General features: G+C 32.6%; 17 protein-coding genes and 1 tRNA gene. 1 reads left to right on the forward strand and 17 read right to left on the reverse strand.

All coding sequences use genetic code 11. The annotated features are described in order from the left end of the window. Positions 1-6: 6 nt before the first annotated feature. The 3 genes from rsmH to bshC form a co-directional block, all read right to left on the reverse strand. Positions 7-942 (reverse strand): 16S rRNA (cytosine(1402)-N(4))-methyltransferase RsmH, encoded by a 936-nt coding sequence (rsmH, locus tag JG554_RS08320; RefSeq protein WP_046208713.1) that lies wholly within the window; start codon positions 940-942, stop codon positions 7-9. 14 nt (positions 943-956) lie between these two features. Then, complete coding sequence (gene mraZ, locus JG554_RS08325) at positions 957-1,388, reverse strand: division/cell wall cluster transcriptional repressor MraZ (protein WP_046208714.1); 432 nt, start codon at positions 1,386-1,388, stop codon at positions 957-959. 149 nt (positions 1,389-1,537) lie between these two features. Then, the gene (gene bshC, locus JG554_RS08330) at positions 1,538-3,151 is read right to left on the reverse strand and encodes a bacillithiol biosynthesis cysteine-adding enzyme BshC (RefSeq protein WP_046208715.1); all 1,614 of its coding nucleotides are present in this window, start codon (positions 3,149-3,151) and stop codon (positions 1,538-1,540) included. Positions 3,152-3,426: 275 nt separating this feature from the next. Here bshC and JG554_RS08335 point away from each other — a divergent pair, with 275 nt between their 5' ends. Continuing rightward, entirely contained in the window at positions 3,427-3,867 is a 441-nt protein-coding gene (locus tag JG554_RS08335) for an N-acetyltransferase (protein ID WP_046208716.1), read from the forward strand. A 155-nt stretch (positions 3,868-4,022) separates the two neighbouring features. On the opposite strand, the gene JG554_RS08340 is transcribed toward JG554_RS08335, so the two are convergent. The 14 genes from JG554_RS08340 to JG554_RS08405 form a co-directional block, all read right to left on the reverse strand. Further along, a complete protein-coding gene (locus tag JG554_RS08340; protein WP_046208717.1) occupies positions 4,023-4,709 on the reverse strand; it encodes a YjjG family noncanonical pyrimidine nucleotidase in 687 nt (228 codons plus the stop codon). A gap of 166 nt (positions 4,710-4,875) precedes the next feature. Continuing rightward, the gene (locus JG554_RS08345; protein WP_019469303.1) at positions 4,876-5,010 is read right to left on the reverse strand and encodes a beta-class phenol-soluble modulin; all 135 of its coding nucleotides are present in this window, start codon (positions 5,008-5,010) and stop codon (positions 4,876-4,878) included. Between the two features lie 48 nt (positions 5,011-5,058). After that, on the reverse strand, positions 5,059-5,193 hold the full coding sequence (locus tag JG554_RS08350) for a beta-class phenol-soluble modulin (RefSeq protein ID WP_046208718.1): 135 nt from the start codon (positions 5,191-5,193) through the stop codon (positions 5,059-5,061). A gap of 34 nt (positions 5,194-5,227) precedes the next feature. Continuing rightward, the gene (locus JG554_RS08355; RefSeq protein WP_019469301.1) at positions 5,228-5,362 is read right to left on the reverse strand and encodes a beta-class phenol-soluble modulin; all 135 of its coding nucleotides are present in this window, start codon (positions 5,360-5,362) and stop codon (positions 5,228-5,230) included. Between the two features lie 972 nt (positions 5,363-6,334). Continuing rightward, positions 6,335-6,408 (reverse strand) — tRNA-Arg (locus tag JG554_RS08360). A 272-nt stretch (positions 6,409-6,680) separates the two neighbouring features. Beyond that, positions 6,681-7,190: a YfcE family phosphodiesterase gene (locus JG554_RS08365; RefSeq protein ID WP_107360189.1), complete on the reverse strand. Its 510-nt coding sequence runs from the start codon at positions 7,188-7,190 to the stop codon at positions 6,681-6,683. Continuing rightward, positions 7,190-7,771 carry an XTP/dITP diphosphatase gene (locus tag JG554_RS08370; protein ID WP_070037973.1) on the reverse strand — a complete coding sequence of 194 codons (582 nt, stop codon included), beginning with the start codon at positions 7,769-7,771 and terminating at the stop codon, positions 7,190-7,192. Before JG554_RS08370 ends, JG554_RS08365 begins: the two co-directional genes overlap by 1 nt. A gap of 15 nt (positions 7,772-7,786) precedes the next feature. Then, positions 7,787-8,581, reverse strand: a complete 795-nt coding sequence (gene racE, locus JG554_RS08375; protein ID WP_046207831.1) for a glutamate racemase — start codon at positions 8,579-8,581, stop codon at positions 7,787-7,789. 372 nt (positions 8,582-8,953) lie between these two features. Further along, entirely contained in the window at positions 8,954-9,766 is an 813-nt protein-coding gene (gene sdhB / locus JG554_RS08380) for a succinate dehydrogenase iron-sulfur subunit (protein WP_107360188.1), read from the reverse strand. A gap of 1 nt (position 9,767) precedes the next feature. Then, complete coding sequence (sdhA, locus tag JG554_RS08385; protein WP_046207833.1) at positions 9,768-11,531, reverse strand: succinate dehydrogenase flavoprotein subunit; 1,764 nt, start codon at positions 11,529-11,531, stop codon at positions 9,768-9,770. Between the two features lie 40 nt (positions 11,532-11,571). Continuing rightward, entirely contained in the window at positions 11,572-12,183 is a 612-nt protein-coding gene (gene sdhC / locus JG554_RS08390) for a succinate dehydrogenase, cytochrome b556 subunit (protein WP_046207834.1), read from the reverse strand. Between the two features lie 337 nt (positions 12,184-12,520). Continuing rightward, entirely contained in the window at positions 12,521-14,305 is a 1,785-nt protein-coding gene (gene uvrC, locus JG554_RS08395) for an excinuclease ABC subunit UvrC (protein WP_046207835.1), read from the reverse strand. Between the two features lie 345 nt (positions 14,306-14,650). After that, positions 14,651-14,965: a thioredoxin gene (gene trxA / locus JG554_RS08400; protein ID WP_019469293.1), complete on the reverse strand. Its 315-nt coding sequence runs from the start codon at positions 14,963-14,965 to the stop codon at positions 14,651-14,653. A gap of 81 nt (positions 14,966-15,046) precedes the next feature. Next, entirely contained in the window at positions 15,047-17,395 is a 2,349-nt protein-coding gene (locus tag JG554_RS08405) for an endonuclease MutS2 (protein ID WP_046207836.1), read from the reverse strand. Positions 17,396-17,399 lie beyond the last annotated feature (4 nt).

Consider the following 17,399-nt stretch of genomic DNA (forward strand, 5'->3'; position numbering starts at 1 on the left):
CACTCCTTATTTTAGTATTTCAGCTATACGTAACTTGGCACTACGCGCTCGATTATTTTTTTCTAAATCTTCATCTGTAGCAATAATTGGTTTTCGATTAACTCTTTTCAATTTTGGTGTATAAGCTTCTGGAATAACTGGTAAGCCTCTTGGCACTTCGGGGCCTTTTTCATATTCTTGGAACATTTGTTTACAAAGGCGATCTTCTAACGAGTGGAACGTAATCACAGATATTCTTCCGTTCACTTTCACAAGCTCGATTGCTTGTTCTAATGAATTTTCAAATGCAGACAATTCATCATTAACTGCAATTCTAATTGCTTGGAAAATCCTTTTAGCAGGATGCCCGCCTTTTCGTCTTGCCTTAGCAGGTATTCCTTCTTTAATAACATCCACCAGTTCTAAAGTTGTTTCAATTGGCTTTTGTGCTCTATTTTGTTCTATTCGTCTAGCAATTTGTTTCGAAAATTTTTCTTCGCCATAACGATGAAAAATTCTCACTAATTTTTCAAATGACCAATCATTAACTACTTCATACGCTGATAATGATTGGGTTTGATCCATACGCATATCTAATTTCGCATCATTATGATAACTAAAACCTCTTTCAGGTACGTCTAATTGGGGGCTAGACACACCCAAGTCATAATAAATGCCATCTACTTTTTCAATATTTAAATCATCTAAAATTTCAGTTAATTTTCTAAAGTTGCTATGGACGAAGGTAACTTTATGTATATGGTCTTTCAATACTTCTTTTGCATTTTCAAGTGCTGTTGTATCTTGATCAATTGCAATAAGTCTACCTTCGTCTCCAATTTGATTTAATAAATAGAGGGCATGGCCTGCTCCACCTAATGTACAGTCGACATATATGCCATCTTCTTTAATATCTAAATAATCTATAGTTTCTTTTAGCATAACGCTGACATGATGAAACAATTTAACGCCTCCATTTAAAAATCAAAGTCAATTAAGTCTTCGGCAATATCTTCAAAACTATCTTCTGATTCATCATAAAAATCATTCCAAGTTTCTCTATCCCAAATTTCAATACGGTTTGAGACACCTATTACCGTACATTCCTTACTCAAATTGGCATATTTCCTCAAATTTTGAGGAATATTTATACGCCCTTGCTTATCTAATTCCACTTCAACAGCACCTGAAAAGAACATACGCATGAATTTACGCGCATCTTTTTTTGTCATTGGTAAGGTTTTCATTTTCTCTTCAATTACTTGCCATTCTTCTAAAGTGTAACCAAATAAGCATTTATCAAGGCCACGGGTAATTATAAAACGCTCATTTAGGTCATAACGAAATTTGGACGGAACAATCATACGTCCCTTAGTATCCAATTGATGCTCGTATTCACCCATGAACATTTATAATCACCTCACCTTCTTATATATATAATTTACCACATCTCACCACTATCCTCCACTAATTATACAAATTTCACCAAAATTTCTTGAAACATAGAAAAAAACACCCGATTCATCTTTTAAATGAACCGGGTGCTTCCCTTGATACTCTAAGGTTTTATCAATATATGATCAAATGTGTATGAAAGTGGTGGATAAGTGGAGGGACTAAACACATCTATCCCAAAATCATTCATAATTTGAAGTGGATTCCAAATTCTTTCTTGTAATCCACCCATTGGATGGAGTGTTTGACTTATGAGCTCAAAATGTTTCATGCTAATGTCATTTTCTCTTTCAACATTCAATAAATACCGTTTTATTAAATAATCAAATTGCTTTTGGTGAATTTCGTTATTTTTGTTCAACAATACCTTATTATCATGATTGTCTTTAACTTCTGCCTGAAGAGATTGAAACAAATCATTTTGCTGTTCTTTTAAAGCTTCAATCTGTTCTATAAAAGATTGCGAAGCTTTAGATCTAATAAACTTTGTTTTATCTGCTTCAATTCCTTTTTCAATGATATTATTACAATTCAATCGATATTGTGCTACTAATTTTTCTATTCTGGTATTTAAATACGTAATCCTTAATCGTGGTAAAACGATAGGCATATCTACTTGTAATGTTCGAAAAACTTCACTTAATTCTGTCCAATATTTAATTTCACTAGGGCCGCCTATGAATGCTACTGTATTAAATAGCCATTCTTCCATTACTGGTCTCGTAACGACATTATTAGAAAATTTTTCTGGGTCTGTTTCTACCATATTAAGAAGTTCTTGTTCCGAAAACGATTTCTCTGATTTATTTAAATAGAAACGTCCATTTTCAAAAGTTAATAGTTGTCTTACACCACCATCATCCATAAACAAATGTACATTCGTCTCTGTCTGTATCATTTGATCTAAACCGTCAGTGATAGTTTGAGCCTGTGTTTGCCTAAAGGCATCGTCAACTAAATTATGATTTTTAATAATGTCCTTGAACATTGGCTTTTCTAAACGGCGCAATGCTTTATCATTTGCATCTATCAGTAATAATCCGTAATGTTTGAAAACTTCGTGTAATAACGCTTTAAACATGTCAGTCCAACCATCATAGTTATCGATAATCTTTCTACACATGTTTAGTAGTTTTGGAGAAGCCTCAGTTTCTTTTAATTCTTTGAAAAATTCATTTAATGCTTTATGTAACGCTTCTTTATCTGGCGTATACTTTGAAACACTAGATTCTGGAGGCGTCATAGTACTATATTTTATTTTTTGTAACGTTGCCGTATGTTCATTAAAAACATAAGTATGATTTACTTCATCAAAATCATGATCTTCACCTGCAATCCAAAAAACAGGGACAACATGTGTATCGTAATCTTTCGATAGTTTTTCACTTAATGTAATAATCGAAAATATTTTATGAAACGTATATAAAGGTCCACCAAACAAACCAGCTTGTTGACCACCGATTACAACTTTCGCACCTTTACTAAGCGCTTTTAAATTTTTATTTTGTTGATAATCTAATGTTAAATCATCCATATATGCTTCAATGATTTTGGCTAGAGACGCTTCTCTTCCGTTATTTTCTGAAAGTAGTCTTTTTTTATAATTTTGTTCATCCATTGCATCAAGATGATAATACTTAGCTAAAGTTGAATCACTATTTTTAATATTCGCTATAAATTGATCTTTTTCATTAAGTTTCGTTGTCATACAATCCATTCGTAATTCTCCTTACGTTACTCTATTCCTATTTAGTATAAAGTTTATATTCAACATTGACAATTTTACGGCTTATAAATTTATTAGAAAATATACTTACTCTCTTTCAACATTGTAATCCAATGCTTATACATACGATCAGTACCTTTAAATATATTAAAACAAAGCACAAATTAATATTGATTTTACATAAAATGTTTTAAGCATTCATTTTTGTGAAATATCCAATAAAATAAGGTATAATAGTTAGTAATAAAGCAAAGGGGGAAGCTAAAGTGAGTAATGTTAAACGACTAGATATTAATTACAAAACAGATGAATTATTTGAAGATTTTAGGAACTTCGGAAATGAAGATTTATATTTAGTAGATGAATTACGCGGTGAAATGATAGACGCTAGTTCGGACTCACCATTTTATGGCATATATGTCGGTGATAGGTTAGGTGCTCGTATGGCTTTATACCGTAAAGGAGAAGTTGAAGAAGTATACTTCTCAGATTTTGATGATTATAATATTTTATGGAAATTAGAAGTTTTACGTGATTTCCAAGGTCGTGGTTACGGCGAAGCACTGCTAGATTTTGCTAAGGAACAAGGTCAACCTATTAAAGTCATTGCTCGTAATCAATCAAAAAATTTCTTCATTAAACATGGCTTTAAAGATATCGAACAACAAAATAAAGACGGTCACGATATACTTATTTGGACACCATGATTTTCCTGTCCAATACCACTAAATAATGATACACGCATTTTTAATATATAGTATATGTTTTTTATAAAGTAAACTTTTTCATTTCTTAAATTATCATTAACATAATATGAAGCGTGAATTACAATCAATTTTTCTGATTATAATTCACGCTTCTTTTATTTTGCTATATCTAACAATTGATCAAGCGATTCGATAGTATAATCTGGATTAATTTCTGTATCATTTATTTTATTTCTTGGATTAAACCAACATGTTTTTATTGACGCATTTTTTCCACCTAAAATATCTGATGTTATTGAATCACCAACAATCATTGCATGAGCTCTTTTGTCATGACCGATTTTATTAAAAACAAAATCAAAAAACTCTGGCATAGGTTTTTGATATCCAGTTTGCTCAGATACAAACACACCTTTAAACCAATCTCCCATTTCTGTTTTTGCTATACGTCTTTGTTGTGTTTCCAAAACTCCATTGGTAACAATATATAGATCGTGAGTGTTTTTGAGCATGCTCAATGTTTCCACCGTATTCATAAAATACTTTATTGGGGCATTTGCGAGTTCATCCCGAAAGATTACATCCGCTTCTTGCCCATTCACATTGATTTGATGTAAATCAAAATACACTTCAAACCTTTTACTTAACACTTCAGTTTTTGTTAATTGATTTTGTTGAAACGCTTCCCAATGTGCTTGGTTTACAGTTATAAATTGATTTAAATCATTTTGATCTGTCTCTAAATTATATTTTTTTGTAAGTTGATGAAATGCATATGCTTCAGCATCATGAAAATCTACAATTGTATCGTCAAAATCGATAAGCAAACATCTTTTATTCATAGTATTTTCTAACCCCTTAATGAATTCACTTAATAAAGTCAATTAATTATGTCATCGTTAATGTATAAACATAGTCGAATTTTATTTCATCATACCATATTTCAAATATTAGCAAACAAAAAAGGCCAAGGTTATTACCTTGGCCAGTCCGTCATAGGAATTCAAATTAAAATCCGAATAATTTACTTGCTAAACCTACACCATTTTCTACGATATCTACAATACTAGTGCCTAATTTAGCACCGTCTCCTGCTATGCCAGCTTGTACTGTATCTTTAATTGCATTAAATAAACCTTCCATTATAAACACTCCTCATTATATTATTTAGAATAAATAATCTGCTATTTTTTAAAATCCGAAAAGTTTTCCTAGTAAACCTGCACCACTTGAAACGATATCTACAATACTTGTACCTAATTCTGAACCATTACCTGATTTTGCTGCTTCTACTGTGTTTGCAATTGCTTCTGCTAATTTAGTCATAATTTATTTCTCCTTTATTATTTATATATTTATATTAGAATCCAAATAATTTACTTGCTAAACCTACTCCGTTTTCTACGATACTTACGATACTTGTACCTAATTTAGCACCGTCTCCTGCTATGCCAGCTTGTACTGTATCTTTGATTGCATTAAATAAACCTTCCATTATAAACACTCCTTATTATAAGATAAATGCTTATGACTGTTTTTTATGTTTTAAACGATACTGTTAATTTATTATTTAATTAAGTATCGTTTGTTATCTATAACTATAAGACATTTGCATATAAATTTGTGATTTATTTCATACTTCGTTAAATAGTAGTAAAAACTGTAGCAAAAGATACATTGGTTTACAGTTTTGAATGCCCAACTGTATTTTACGCAATTCCATGTCATACAATTTACAAAATAGAATTTATTTATAAAATTTATATATAAATAAAATTAACAAATGCTTTAACGATGATTATATTTGTTGTGGTATTTCTCAATATTTTTATTTGACAGTTTATACATGCATTTATTGCTTCGATACAAACACCAAAAAAGCGCCACTTTAAATTGAAGTAGCGCAAACGCAAATAATCATTAAATTATATTACCTTATAGTTATATATTCAATACCACTTAGCATTAGCCTAAAACATATTTATTGTCTTAATCGTCTATATACAATTTAAGCAACTAATAAATTTAAATGATTACAACAATATATAATAATAATTGTTATGCCATAACTATATGATCAAAGCCGCGTTTAAATTTACTAGCTAAAGCATTACTTTCTGACATAACTTTCATATATTTTGAGTATAATTTACTTGATTCAATAACAAATTTCATAAGTAACCCTATTTTGCAATTAGCAGTTTAACTTTATTAAGCCATAAATTAACAGTATATGTTGTTCACTGCGCATGTAAAAAAACGAAAAAAGACCGCTAAAATATTAGCGATCTAGTCAGTAAACACATAATTTATTATGTATTTTACGTTATTAGCGTCCTGGGAGATGTTTATACACATTTACTTGATGAACATAAAAAAGAGCAGGGCCAACGTGTCAGAGAAATTTTCTCTTGACACATATTTGACACCTGCACGATTGAAACGTTGTCATAGCAACGGGTTATAGCGTCCTGGGAGGGATTCGAACCCCCGACCGATGGCTTAGAAGGCCATTGCTCTATCCAGCTGAGCTACCAGGACATTATCTTTTGAACACAAGAATAATTATATCTAATTTACACTGATAAAGCAATACTCTATCCCTTAAAAATAAATATGATTTTTCACTATTGTAAACTTTTTATCATAATATTGCTAATTTATTTAAATTCTTTAAATAGTACAATCCATTAACGTGAGCACTATTTTTACAACACTGAAATGTAAAATATTTCTTACATTCAACGCTTTACAGTAATACGAAGATGAACCTACGATTCAATCATTTCTAGACGTAGATTCACCCCACCTATTTAGATTACAAAATTTTCACTACTGATGATTTCATGATTTCGATTACGGAAATTTAAAGTTGCTTCTAATCTCGTATCATCAATAAGCAATTCAACATATGTTTCTTCAATATTACTTCTCGACTGTGAAATACTACCTGGATTTATGACATGCACACCATTTATTGTTTCATGTTTAGCAACATGTGTATGACCATAAAAAGCAAATTTACAGTCTGCTGCTTTTGCTTGTTCCGCTAAAGGCATTCTTGTACGATTCACTTGATATAAATGACCGTGAGTTAAAAATGCCTTAATACCATTTATATCGATTGTTTGCTCATTTGGAAACTCAGGATAAAAATCAGTATTCCCTTTTACTCTATAAAAGTAACTGAGTTCACTATCATCATAAGCGAATTCAGAGTCACCTAAGTGAATGGCAGCATCTATATCCTCATGCTGATTTATAATATCAAATAGCACACCTTGTTCAGTATGATTGTCACTAACTATAATCCATTTCGACATTATTGATCACCTTCTAGATATTCTTGTAGCTGTTCTATTGCTTTACCTCTATGACTAATTTGTCCTTTTTCTTCTGCAGTTAGCTGAGCCATTGTTTTATTTTTGTCTTCTACAAAAAAGATAGGATCATATCCAAAGCCATGTTCACCAATTTTATTTAGTGTGATTTCTCCTTGTACAGTTCCTTTAAATTGTACTGTATCTTCACCCGGTGCGCTCATGCTAATAACACAAACAAATTGTGCACTACGGTCTGTTTCATCACCTAACTGAGTTAGGAGTTTTTCAATATTTGCATTATCATCTTTTGTTTCTCCAGCATAACGCGCTGAATATATACCTGGCTCTCCATTTAAAGCAAAAACTTCCAATCCACTATCATCAGCAATAACACGCTTATTTAATGCTTCTGCAGCTGCTTCAGATTTTAGTCTTGCATTTTCTTCAAACGTGTCACCTGTTTCCTCAACGTCAAAATCTTCGATGAGTTCTGAAATGCCTATAACATTATGATCAGGGAAAATAACTCTAAAATCATTTATTTTCCCTTTATTATTTGATGCAATAACAATATCTTCCATTTTTTACGCCTCACTTTAAACTTCTATTTTTTCAACTGTTGCTTTCATATTTAACCATTCTTCAATAATACGTTCGATATGTTCTGTTTCTCCTGTCGCAAAAAATTTATGTGCGGGCTGTTTCTTATAACCTGCGTGTTCATTACTGAATGTTAATAATGCACTCACTTCTCTGGCTGTTTCTAGTCCAGATGAAATAACTACTTTTTCTCCGTGAAAATAATCATTAATCGGCTGATAAAGTAAAGGATAATGTGTACATCCTAAAATAACTGTATCTGCTTTGCTATTTCTCCACTGTTTTAACGTTTGATGTATAACGATACTCGTAATCGTTGGATCCTTGTATCTCATTTGTTCTACGAGAGGCACAAAGCCTGGGCATGCCACACCAGATACTTCTACATTTGGATTTATTTGTTTAATGTGATGTCGATATGCCTCTGATTTAATCGTACCTTCTGTACCTAATATTAAAACATTCTGATTTTTTGTTGTCATAATCGCTGTTCTAGCACCTGGTTCAATAACGCCAATAACAGGTATTGCCAATAAGTTTTGTAAATGTTTTAATGCCACTGCCGTTGCAGTATTACATGCAATCACTAACATCTTGATATCAAACGTCATGAGTTTTTCAGCTAATTCTGTAGTAAATTGTCTTACCTCAGAAGCTTCTCTTGGTCCATATGGACAGCGTTTTATATCTCCTAAATAATAAATGGTTTCATTTGGTAATTGGCGCATGATTTCTTTAGCAACTGTTAAACCTCCAACGCCAGAGTCAATAACTCCAATTGGTTTCTCCATATCTTGTTCATCCTTATATATTTACTTGTCTTTTATTGTAGCATAGCTGCGTTTTCAAAATCATTTTCCAAGACCTAAAATACAAAATAGCAGACAATTCAAATGTTATACTTATCAATAGGTTAGCATCATTGATTCATAGAGTCACATCAGTTCTTCGCTATTTAACAAAATTCACAATATTACTAATGGAAAATTTTTATATAATCAGATTATCTATATATTAATATTTTAATACACTAATAACTTAATATTTTTATTATAGTATATATACTTTTTTAAAGCTTAATCACTGTATTAAATTTGTATCTATAAAATATTTCATAAAAAATGCCAACAAAGTTTAAACTTTGTTGGCATTTTCATTATATATTAGTTTACTTGGTGGTCTGAACCAAAGAATGATTTGAACATATGGAAAGAAGTTTCACGGTTTAATGCAGCAATTGATGTCGTTAAAGGAATGCCTTTCGGACATGCGTTAACACAGTTTTGTGAGTTACCACACTCTTGTAACCCACCTGCACCCATCAATGCATTTAAACGTTCATCTTTAGTCATTGAACCTGTTGGGTGTAAGTTAAACAATCTAACTTGTGAAATAGCTTGCGCACCAACAAAATCGTTGTTTCTTGTAACGTTTGGACAAACTTCTAAACATACACCACACGTCATACATTTAGATAATTCATATGCAGTTTGACGTTTTTTCTCTGGCATACGAGGACCTGGTCCAAGGTCATACGTACCGTCAATCGGTACCCATGCTTTCATACGTTTCAAATTATCAAACATTCTACTACGATCAACTTGTAAGTCACGAATAACTGGGAATGTACTCATTGGTTCTAACTTTATTGGTTGTTCCAATTGATCAACAATTGCTGTACAAGATTGTCTTGCTTTACCATTGATAACCATAGAACAAGCACCACAAACCTCTTCTAAACAGTTCATATCCCAAATAACAGGTGTTGTTTTCTCACCTTTACTATTGACTGGATTACGTCTAATTTCCATTAAACAAGCAATAACATTTAAATTCTCTTTGTAAGGAATTTCAAATTCTTCTTCATAAGGATTAGACTCTGCATCATCTTGTCGTTTAATGATGAGCTTAATTGTATTTTGATTTTGTTGTTCGTCTTGCGCTTGAGTTTCATTTACTTCTTTAGTATCTGCCATTTTATTTACCTCCTTTAGAACTACTTGAATAGTCACGTTTACGAGGTGGGATTAAACTTACATCTACTGGCTCGTATGTAAATTTAGGCGCTTCTGTTTTTCCTTGATATGATGCTAAAGTCGTTTTTAACCATTCTTCGTCGTTTCTTTCAGGGAATTCAGGTTTATAATGTGCCCCACGAGACTCATTTCGGTTATATGCACCGATTGTAATTACACGTGCTAATACTAACATATTCCATAACTGACGCGTAAAGAATACCGCTTGGTTACTCCAAGTTTGAGTATCTTCAATATCAATATTTTGGTAACGTTCCATCAATTCTACGATTTTCTTGTCTGTTTCCAATAATGCTTTATTATCACGTACAACAGTAACGTTTGCTGTCATGACTTCACCAAGTTCTCTATGAAGTTTATACGCATTTTCTGTACCGTTCATTTTCAATAAATTATCGAATTTATCTTGTTCTTCTTTAACACGTTTTTCATAAATACTATCGTCTAAATCAGTATATGATTTTTCAATATTAGCGACATATTCAATCGCATTTGGTCCTGCAACTGTTCCACCGTATATGGCAGATAACAATGAATTAGCACCTAAACGGTTACCACCATGTTGTGAGAAATCACATTCACCAGCTGCAAATAAACCTTTGATATTTGTCATTTGATCATAATCTACATAAAGTCCACCCATTGAATAGTGCACCGCTGGGAAGATTTTCATCGGTACTTTTCTTGGATCGTCACCAGTGAATTTTTCATAAATTTCAATGATTCCGCCCAATTTTACATCCAACTCATGCGGATCTTTATGTGAAAGGTCAAGGTAGACCATGTTTTCACCATTAATGCCTAATTTTTGATTCACACATACATCAAAAATTTCACGTGTAGCTATATCACGAGGTACTAAGTTACCATAATCTGGATATTTTTCTTCTAAGAAGTACCATGGTTTACCATCTTTATATGTCCAAATTCGGCCACCTTCACCACGAGCTGATTCACTCATCAATCGTAGTTTGTCATCGCCAGGAATTGCAGTTGGATGAATTTGAATAAACTCACCATTTGCATAAATCGCACCTTGTTGATAGACGATTGACGCAGCAGAACCAGTATTAATCATTGAGTTAGTTGTTTTACCAAATATGATACCTGGACCACCAGTAGCCATAATAACTGCATCTGAACCGAATGATTTTATTTCAGAAGATGTCATGTCTTGAGCCACAATACCCCTAGCCATATTGTCATCATCTTTGACAATGCCCAAGAATTCCCATCCTTCATATTTTGTAACTAAACCATCCACTTCATAGCTACGTACTTGTTCATCTAAGGCATACATTAATTGTTGACCTGTTGTTGCTCCAGCATATGCCGTTCTATGATACATGGTACCACCGAAGCGACGGAAATCTAGCAAACCTTCATTTGTTCTATTGAACATTACACCCATACGGTCAAGTAAATGTATAATGTTTGGCGCTTCCTCTGCCATTGCTTTTACTGGTGGTTGATTCGCTAAGAAATCTCCACCGTAAACTGTATCATCAAAGTGAACAGCAGGTGAGTCACCCTCACCTTTTGTATTCACTGCTCCGTTTATGCCACCTTGTGCACATACAGAGTGTGAACGTTTAACAGGCACTAATGAGAACAAGTCAACATGTGCGCCTTGTTCTGCTGCTTTAATTGTTGACATCAGACCGGCAAGTCCTCCACCGACAACAATAATTTTCTTCTCTGCCATAAATAGTCACTCCCCTAAATATATCTGAAACATTTTTAAATTATACGAAAGCAAGGATAGCACTTATTCCGATATATGAAACTACGATAAATACAACAAGTGATACCCATGTAAAGATTTGTTGTGATCTTTTAGATTGTAAAACACCCCATGTAACTAAAAATGACCATAAGCCATTTGCAAAGTGGAATGTTACAGCAAGTAAACAGATGATATAGAAAATTAACCAAATTGGATTAGATACAATATCATGTACCATATCGAAGTTAACTTCTTCACCTAATGCACGCTGAATGCGTGTTTGCCACAAATGTATTCCGATGAAAATAAACGTTATAATACCAGTCAAACGTTGTAATAAGAACATCCAATTTCTAAATTGAGAATAATGTCCTACGTTTTCTTTTGCCGTAAAGGCAATATGTACACCATATACCGCATGATAAAGAATTGGAATATAAATCACGATAAACTCCAATGCAATCAAGAATGGTAAAGATTCCATAAATCCAGCAGCCTTGTTAAACGCTTCAACGCCTTTTGTAGCTTGATGGTTAACAAGTAGATGCACTAATAAGAATCCACCTATCGGTATTACGCCTAACAAAGAATGTAAGCGTCTTAAATAGAATTGATTTTTCGAATATGCCAAAAGGAAGTCCCCCCTGTGAAACAATTAATTTTTTGGTATCTTTTTTTAAAGTATAAATGTGATGATACTTATCAACTAAAACTAAACAACAACATGTTATGCAATCGCTTTATATTTATAGCAATATAAACTTCAACATGTATGTATAAAACAATGAAGTAATACCCCTAGTTGAATTTGACAATTGTTTTATTATATAGATTTAAGTGATAACTTTTCTCAATTAGTAAACGCTTCCATATACTTTTAAAAAAAGAATTCCTGTTATTTGCTATTGTAACACTAATTCATAAAATTTTGGGCATGAGAATGATTCTCATGCCATATTCTTTTTTATCTATTTGTTATATAGTGCGTGATGAAGATTCTCAGCAACTTTTTGAGGTAAACCAGAAGATTTTAAATCCTCAATGCTTGCCTCTTTCATTTTCTTTATGGAACCAAAAGTTCGTAATAATTTAGTTTTTCGTTTAGAACCAATACCATCGACGGTATCTAATACTGATTGCAAGCCAGTTTTTTGGCGAGTTTGTCTATGAAATGTAATTGCAAATCTATGAACTTCGTCTTGTATTCTTTGAAGTAAATAAAATGCTTGGCTATTTTTTTTCAAAGGTACAATCTCTGCACTTTCACCGTATAAAATCTCTGAAGTTTGGTGTTTATCATTTTTACGCAACCCAGCGACTGGTATATCCAAACCTAATTCGTTTTCAAGCACATCGATAACCCCGCTCATATGACCTTTACCACCATCAACGATGATTAAATCTGGTAATGGAGTACCTTCATTTAAAACACGAGTATAACGTCTACGCACAACTTCTCTCATAGATTTATAATCATCTGGGCCATCTACCGTTTTGATTTTATATTTGCGGTATCCTTTTTTATTTGGTTTACCATCAATAAACGACACCATGGCTGAAACTGGGTGTACACCTTGGATGTTTGAATTATCAAAAGCTTCTATACGAATAGGTGTCTGAATTCCCATGCGGTCACCTAATTCTTCAATCGCCTTCACGGTACGTGATTCATCTTTAGCAATGAGTTCAAATTTATTCTCTAAAGTAACTTCAGCATTATGATTTGCTAAATCAATCATTTCTTTTTTCTTGCCCTTAATCGGCTGAACTATTTTTGTATCTACAACCGATTGGATAATATCTTTGTTTAAATTTTTAGGAATATGCACTTCTTTAGGGAGAATATGTTGATTTAAATCATAAAACTGACCTATAAAAGTATAAAATTCTTCTTCTTCTGTTTGCTGCAGCGGAATCATAGTAGCATCTCGTTTAATCATATTCCCTTGTCTTATGAAAAACACTTGAATACACATCCAACCTTTTGACACACTGTAGCCAAATACGTCTCTTATAGTATTATCTGAAGTAGTGATTTTTTGTTTCTTAGTTAAATTGTGAATATGTTGGATTAAATCTCGATACTCTTTTGCTCTTTCAAAGTCTAACGATTCACTCGCTTCGTTCATTTTCTGTTCTAAGTTATTCAGTATTGTTTTATCTTCACCATTTAAAAAATCAGTGATTTCTTTAGTCATTTCCGCATATTTATTTAAATCTACCGGGTAAACACAAGGTCCTAAACACTGACCAATATGGTAATATAAACACAATTTGTCGGGCATTTTATCACATTTTCTAAATGGATAAATTCTATCTAATAACTTTTTTGTTTCTTGAGCTGAATAAGCATTAGGATAAGGTCCAAAATATTTTCCTGTGCCTTTTTTAACTGTGCGTGTCACGATTAAACGAGGATACTTTTCTTTTGTAATTTTGATAAAAGGATAACTTTTATCGTCTTTCAACAAAATGTTATATCTCGGTTGATATTGTTTAATCAAATTAAGTTCGAGTAGTAAAGATTCTGTTTCACTCGAAGTTACAATATATTCAAAGTTTCTAATTTCTGAAACAAGTCGTGTCGTTTTAGCATCATGTGCACCTGTAAAATAAGACCTTAATCTATTTCTTAATTTTTTAGCCTTGCCGACATAAATGACTTGATCATTTCGATCTTTCATTAAATAGCAACCTGGTTCAGTGGGGACTACCGTTAATTTTTGTTTAATATCTTCTTGGTATTTTTCCATTTAAGTTCCCCTCCTTTCTTAATAAAAGTACATTGTTAAAATAGTAATTATAAAAATTTGCATAACAGTTATATAGAGATTAACGCTTGTTTGCAAATAAAACTTTTCAATTCTTACCTACATTATAGAATATACATTAGCATTAAACCAAAGTATTCATTTCCATATCAAAAATCTAACAACTAGATATTTTAATTGTTATTCATAAAATGCTTTCATCCTCAAAATGGAAGTGTGGCTCTGAAAAAAGACACTTCAAAAAACTTTGGCTTCAGTTGGAATAACAAAAAGTCACAGAAAAAACCTGAGACATTCATAGATGCCCCAGGTCGTTGCGTTGTACTTTTATAAATGTTTCTCAATAACTTCTGCTAAGTTTTCTTTAGGTTGGAAACCTACAACTTTATCGACAGGTTCGCCATCTTTAAATAAGATTAAAGTTGGGATACTCATTACTTCAAATTTAGCAGCTGTTGATGGATTTTCATCTACATCAAGTTTTAAAATATTAGCTTTTCCATCATAATCACCAGCTAATTCTTCTAATACTGGAGCAATCATCTTACATGGGCCACACCAAGTTGCCCAAAAATCTACTAAATTGACACCTGATTGAATATTTTCATCAAAGTTTGAATCTGTTACTTTTACGATTGCCATAACTGCCAATCCTCCTTAAATTTCAAATGATGAAGAAATTATAACAGACTTTAAGCAAATCTGCATACCTCTTGCTCACATTTATTTCAATTCTGCGACGGTCACGCCAAATCCACCTTCACTTGGCATGCCGTTCCTATATGATGACACATTTTTATGTTGTTTTAAATGTTTTTGCACACCTTTTTGCAACGCACCAGTTCCTTTACCGTGAATAATATATACTTGTTCGTAATTACTTAACACTGCTTGATCTAAATACTGATCAACGGCAACCATTGCTTCATCATAACGGTAGCCACGTAAGTCTAGTTCCATTTTAATACTTTGACGATTTTCACGTTTAACCATTTTAGAAGGTGCTTCTTTTGTCTTTTTTGTTTTTTCTAAATCGCTGGTAGGTAATTTCATTTTAATGATGCCCATTTGAACAACTGCTTCATTATCATCTAGTAACTCTAATATTTCACCTTTTTGCCCATATGTTAGAACTTTTACTTCATCGCCAACTTTAATTTCATCCCATTTTTTCTTTTCAACATTTTGTTTCAATGATTTGGCTTCATATTGATCATCTAACTGTTTCTTTTTATTGATGAGCTCATGTTCTTTTACATCGGCACCTTTTTTGTCTCTAAGTTCACGTAATTCTTTAATAATCTCATCAGCTTCTTTAGTAGCGGCTTTCACACGCTGATTGGCTTTGTCTTTCGCCTCGCTCATTAATTGTTTCTCATGATTACGATATTTATCGTATTCTTTTTCAAGTTCATCATGTGTTTCTTGAGCTTCTCTCAGTAAGCTATCTAATTCAATTCTCTGTTCGTCTACACGTTTAGAATTTTTCTCTAATGAAGCAATCATTTCATTTATTTCTTGTTCATCTTGTCCAATCATTGCTTTCGCATTTTGAATCACTTTCATATTAAGGCCTAATTTTTTTGAAATATCGAAAGCATTAGAACGGCCCGGCACACCCATGAGCAACTTATATGTTGGGCTTAATGTATTTACATCAAACTCTACACTAGCATTCATTACTCCTGATCTGTTGTAACTATATGCTTTAAGTTCAGGATAATGCGTTGTCGCCATAACTAATGAGCCTATTTCATGAACATAATCTAGGATACTCATCGCTAAAGCAGCACCTTCACTTGGATCTGTTCCAGCACCAAGTTCATCAAAAAGTATCAAACTATTTCTGCTTGTATGCTGTAAAATTTCAACAATATTTTTCATGTGTGATGAAAATGTTGATAGTGATTGTTCAATAGATTGTTCGTCTCCGATATCACAATAAACATTTTCAAAAATGCTTAATTTACTCCCGTCTAAGGTAGGTATCAACATCCCTGATTGTGCCATCAAAATTATAAGTCCCAGTGTTTTTAACGTTACTGTTTTACCACCTGTGTTAGGTCCAGTGATGATTACCGTTTCAATATCGTCGGCAAATTCAATCGTATTAGCTACAACCGTGTCTCTATCTAATAAAGGATGAAATGCTTTAGGTAAATAAACAGTTCGTTCACTTGTAAATTCAGGTTTCGTGCCTTTGATTGAACGTGCATAGCGCGCTTTAGCAGTTAAAAAGTCAATTTGTCCCATAATATTTTCCGAAATTAAGCAGGCATCTGCTTCAGCGGCTACATAACCTGTTAACTCAGTTAAAATTCGTTCACTTTCAGCCGCTTCATCATTGCGCAGACGACTAATCTGATTATTCATTTCAACAATAGACGAAGGTTCAATATAGAGTGTTTGACCAGAAGCTGATTGGTCATGAACGATACCATTAAAATCTTGACGATATTCTGCTTTTACAGGAATAACATTGCGGTCATTACGTACCGTTATAATAGCATCTGACAATTTTTTCTGATTTGCTTGACGTTTTACGATTTTATCTAAGTTTTGTTTTATCCGTTGCGTCGTACCAGAAATTTTACTCCGGATACCTTGTAGTTCATAACTCGCATTATCGAATAAATCATTAGCATCACATTTTTGATGAATATGTTGATACAACTCTGAAAGTACAGGCAATTGTTCCATCCTATCATGTAGAATAGCATAATTCACTGCTTCCTCTTCTTCCAATAAATTATTATAAAATGTTTTATATTGATTTTGAATTTGAATTAATCTTTTAATTGTATTAAGTTCTTTAACACTTAATACACCACCAATTGTAGCCCTATGAATCAATGATGAAACCTTTGATAATCCACTCAAACTAGGTAAACGGTGTTTATTGTATATTTGAGCAATTTCATCTGTTTCATTCATTTGAAATTCGACTGTTTGAATATCAGTTGCTGGTTCCATTTCAACAACTTTCTCTCTCCCTAAATCACTCATTGTTTCTTTTTCAACAAGTGTTTTAATTTTATCGAACTCTAGGACATTTAATGATTTTTGTCTCATACAA

The sequence above is a fragment of the Staphylococcus sp. 11-B-312 genome, assembly GCF_016743055.1.
Classification (GTDB): Bacteria; Bacillota; Bacilli; order Staphylococcales; family Staphylococcaceae; genus Staphylococcus; species Staphylococcus ureilyticus.

Coding starts and splice junctions, on each gene's coding strand:
- mraZ (WP_046208714.1), bottom strand. CDS start 1,388: ATGTTCATGGGTGAATACGAGCATCAATTGGATACTAAGGGACGTATG.
- bshC (WP_046208715.1), bottom strand. CDS start 3,151: ATGGATTGTATGACAACGAAACTTAATGAAAAAGATCAATTTATAGCG.
- JG554_RS08340 (WP_046208717.1), bottom strand. CDS start 4,709: ATGAATAAAAGATGTTTGCTTATCGATTTTGACGATACAATTGTAGAT.
- JG554_RS08345 (WP_019469303.1), bottom strand. CDS start 5,010: ATGGAAGGTTTATTTAATGCAATTAAAGATACAGTACAAGCTGGCATA.
- JG554_RS08350 (WP_046208718.1), bottom strand. CDS start 5,193: ATGACTAAATTAGCAGAAGCAATTGCAAACACAGTAGAAGCAGCAAAA.
- JG554_RS08355 (WP_019469301.1), bottom strand. CDS start 5,362: ATGGAAGGTTTATTTAATGCAATCAAAGATACAGTACAAGCTGGCATA.
- JG554_RS08365 (WP_107360189.1), bottom strand. CDS start 7,190: ATGTCGAAATGGATTATAGTTAGTGACAATCATACTGAACAAGGTGTG.
- JG554_RS08370 (WP_070037973.1), bottom strand. CDS start 7,771: ATGGAAGATATTGTTATTGCATCAAATAATAAAGGGAAAATAAATGAT.
- racE (WP_046207831.1), bottom strand. CDS start 8,581: ATGGAGAAACCAATTGGAGTTATTGACTCTGGCGTTGGAGGTTTAACA.
- sdhB (WP_107360188.1), bottom strand. CDS start 9,766: ATGGCAGATACTAAAGAAGTAAATGAAACTCAAGCGCAAGACGAACAA.
- sdhA (WP_046207833.1), bottom strand. CDS start 11,531: ATGGCAGAGAAGAAAATTATTGTTGTCGGTGGAGGACTTGCCGGTCTG.
- uvrC (WP_046207835.1), bottom strand. CDS start 14,305: ATGGAAAAATACCAAGAAGATATTAAACAAAAATTAACGGTAGTCCCC.
- trxA (WP_019469293.1), bottom strand. CDS start 14,965: ATGGCAATCGTAAAAGTAACAGATTCAAACTTTGATGAAAATATTCAA.
- JG554_RS08405 (WP_046207836.1), bottom strand. CDS start 17,395: ATGAGACAAAAATCATTAAATGTCCTAGAGTTCGATAAAATTAAAACA.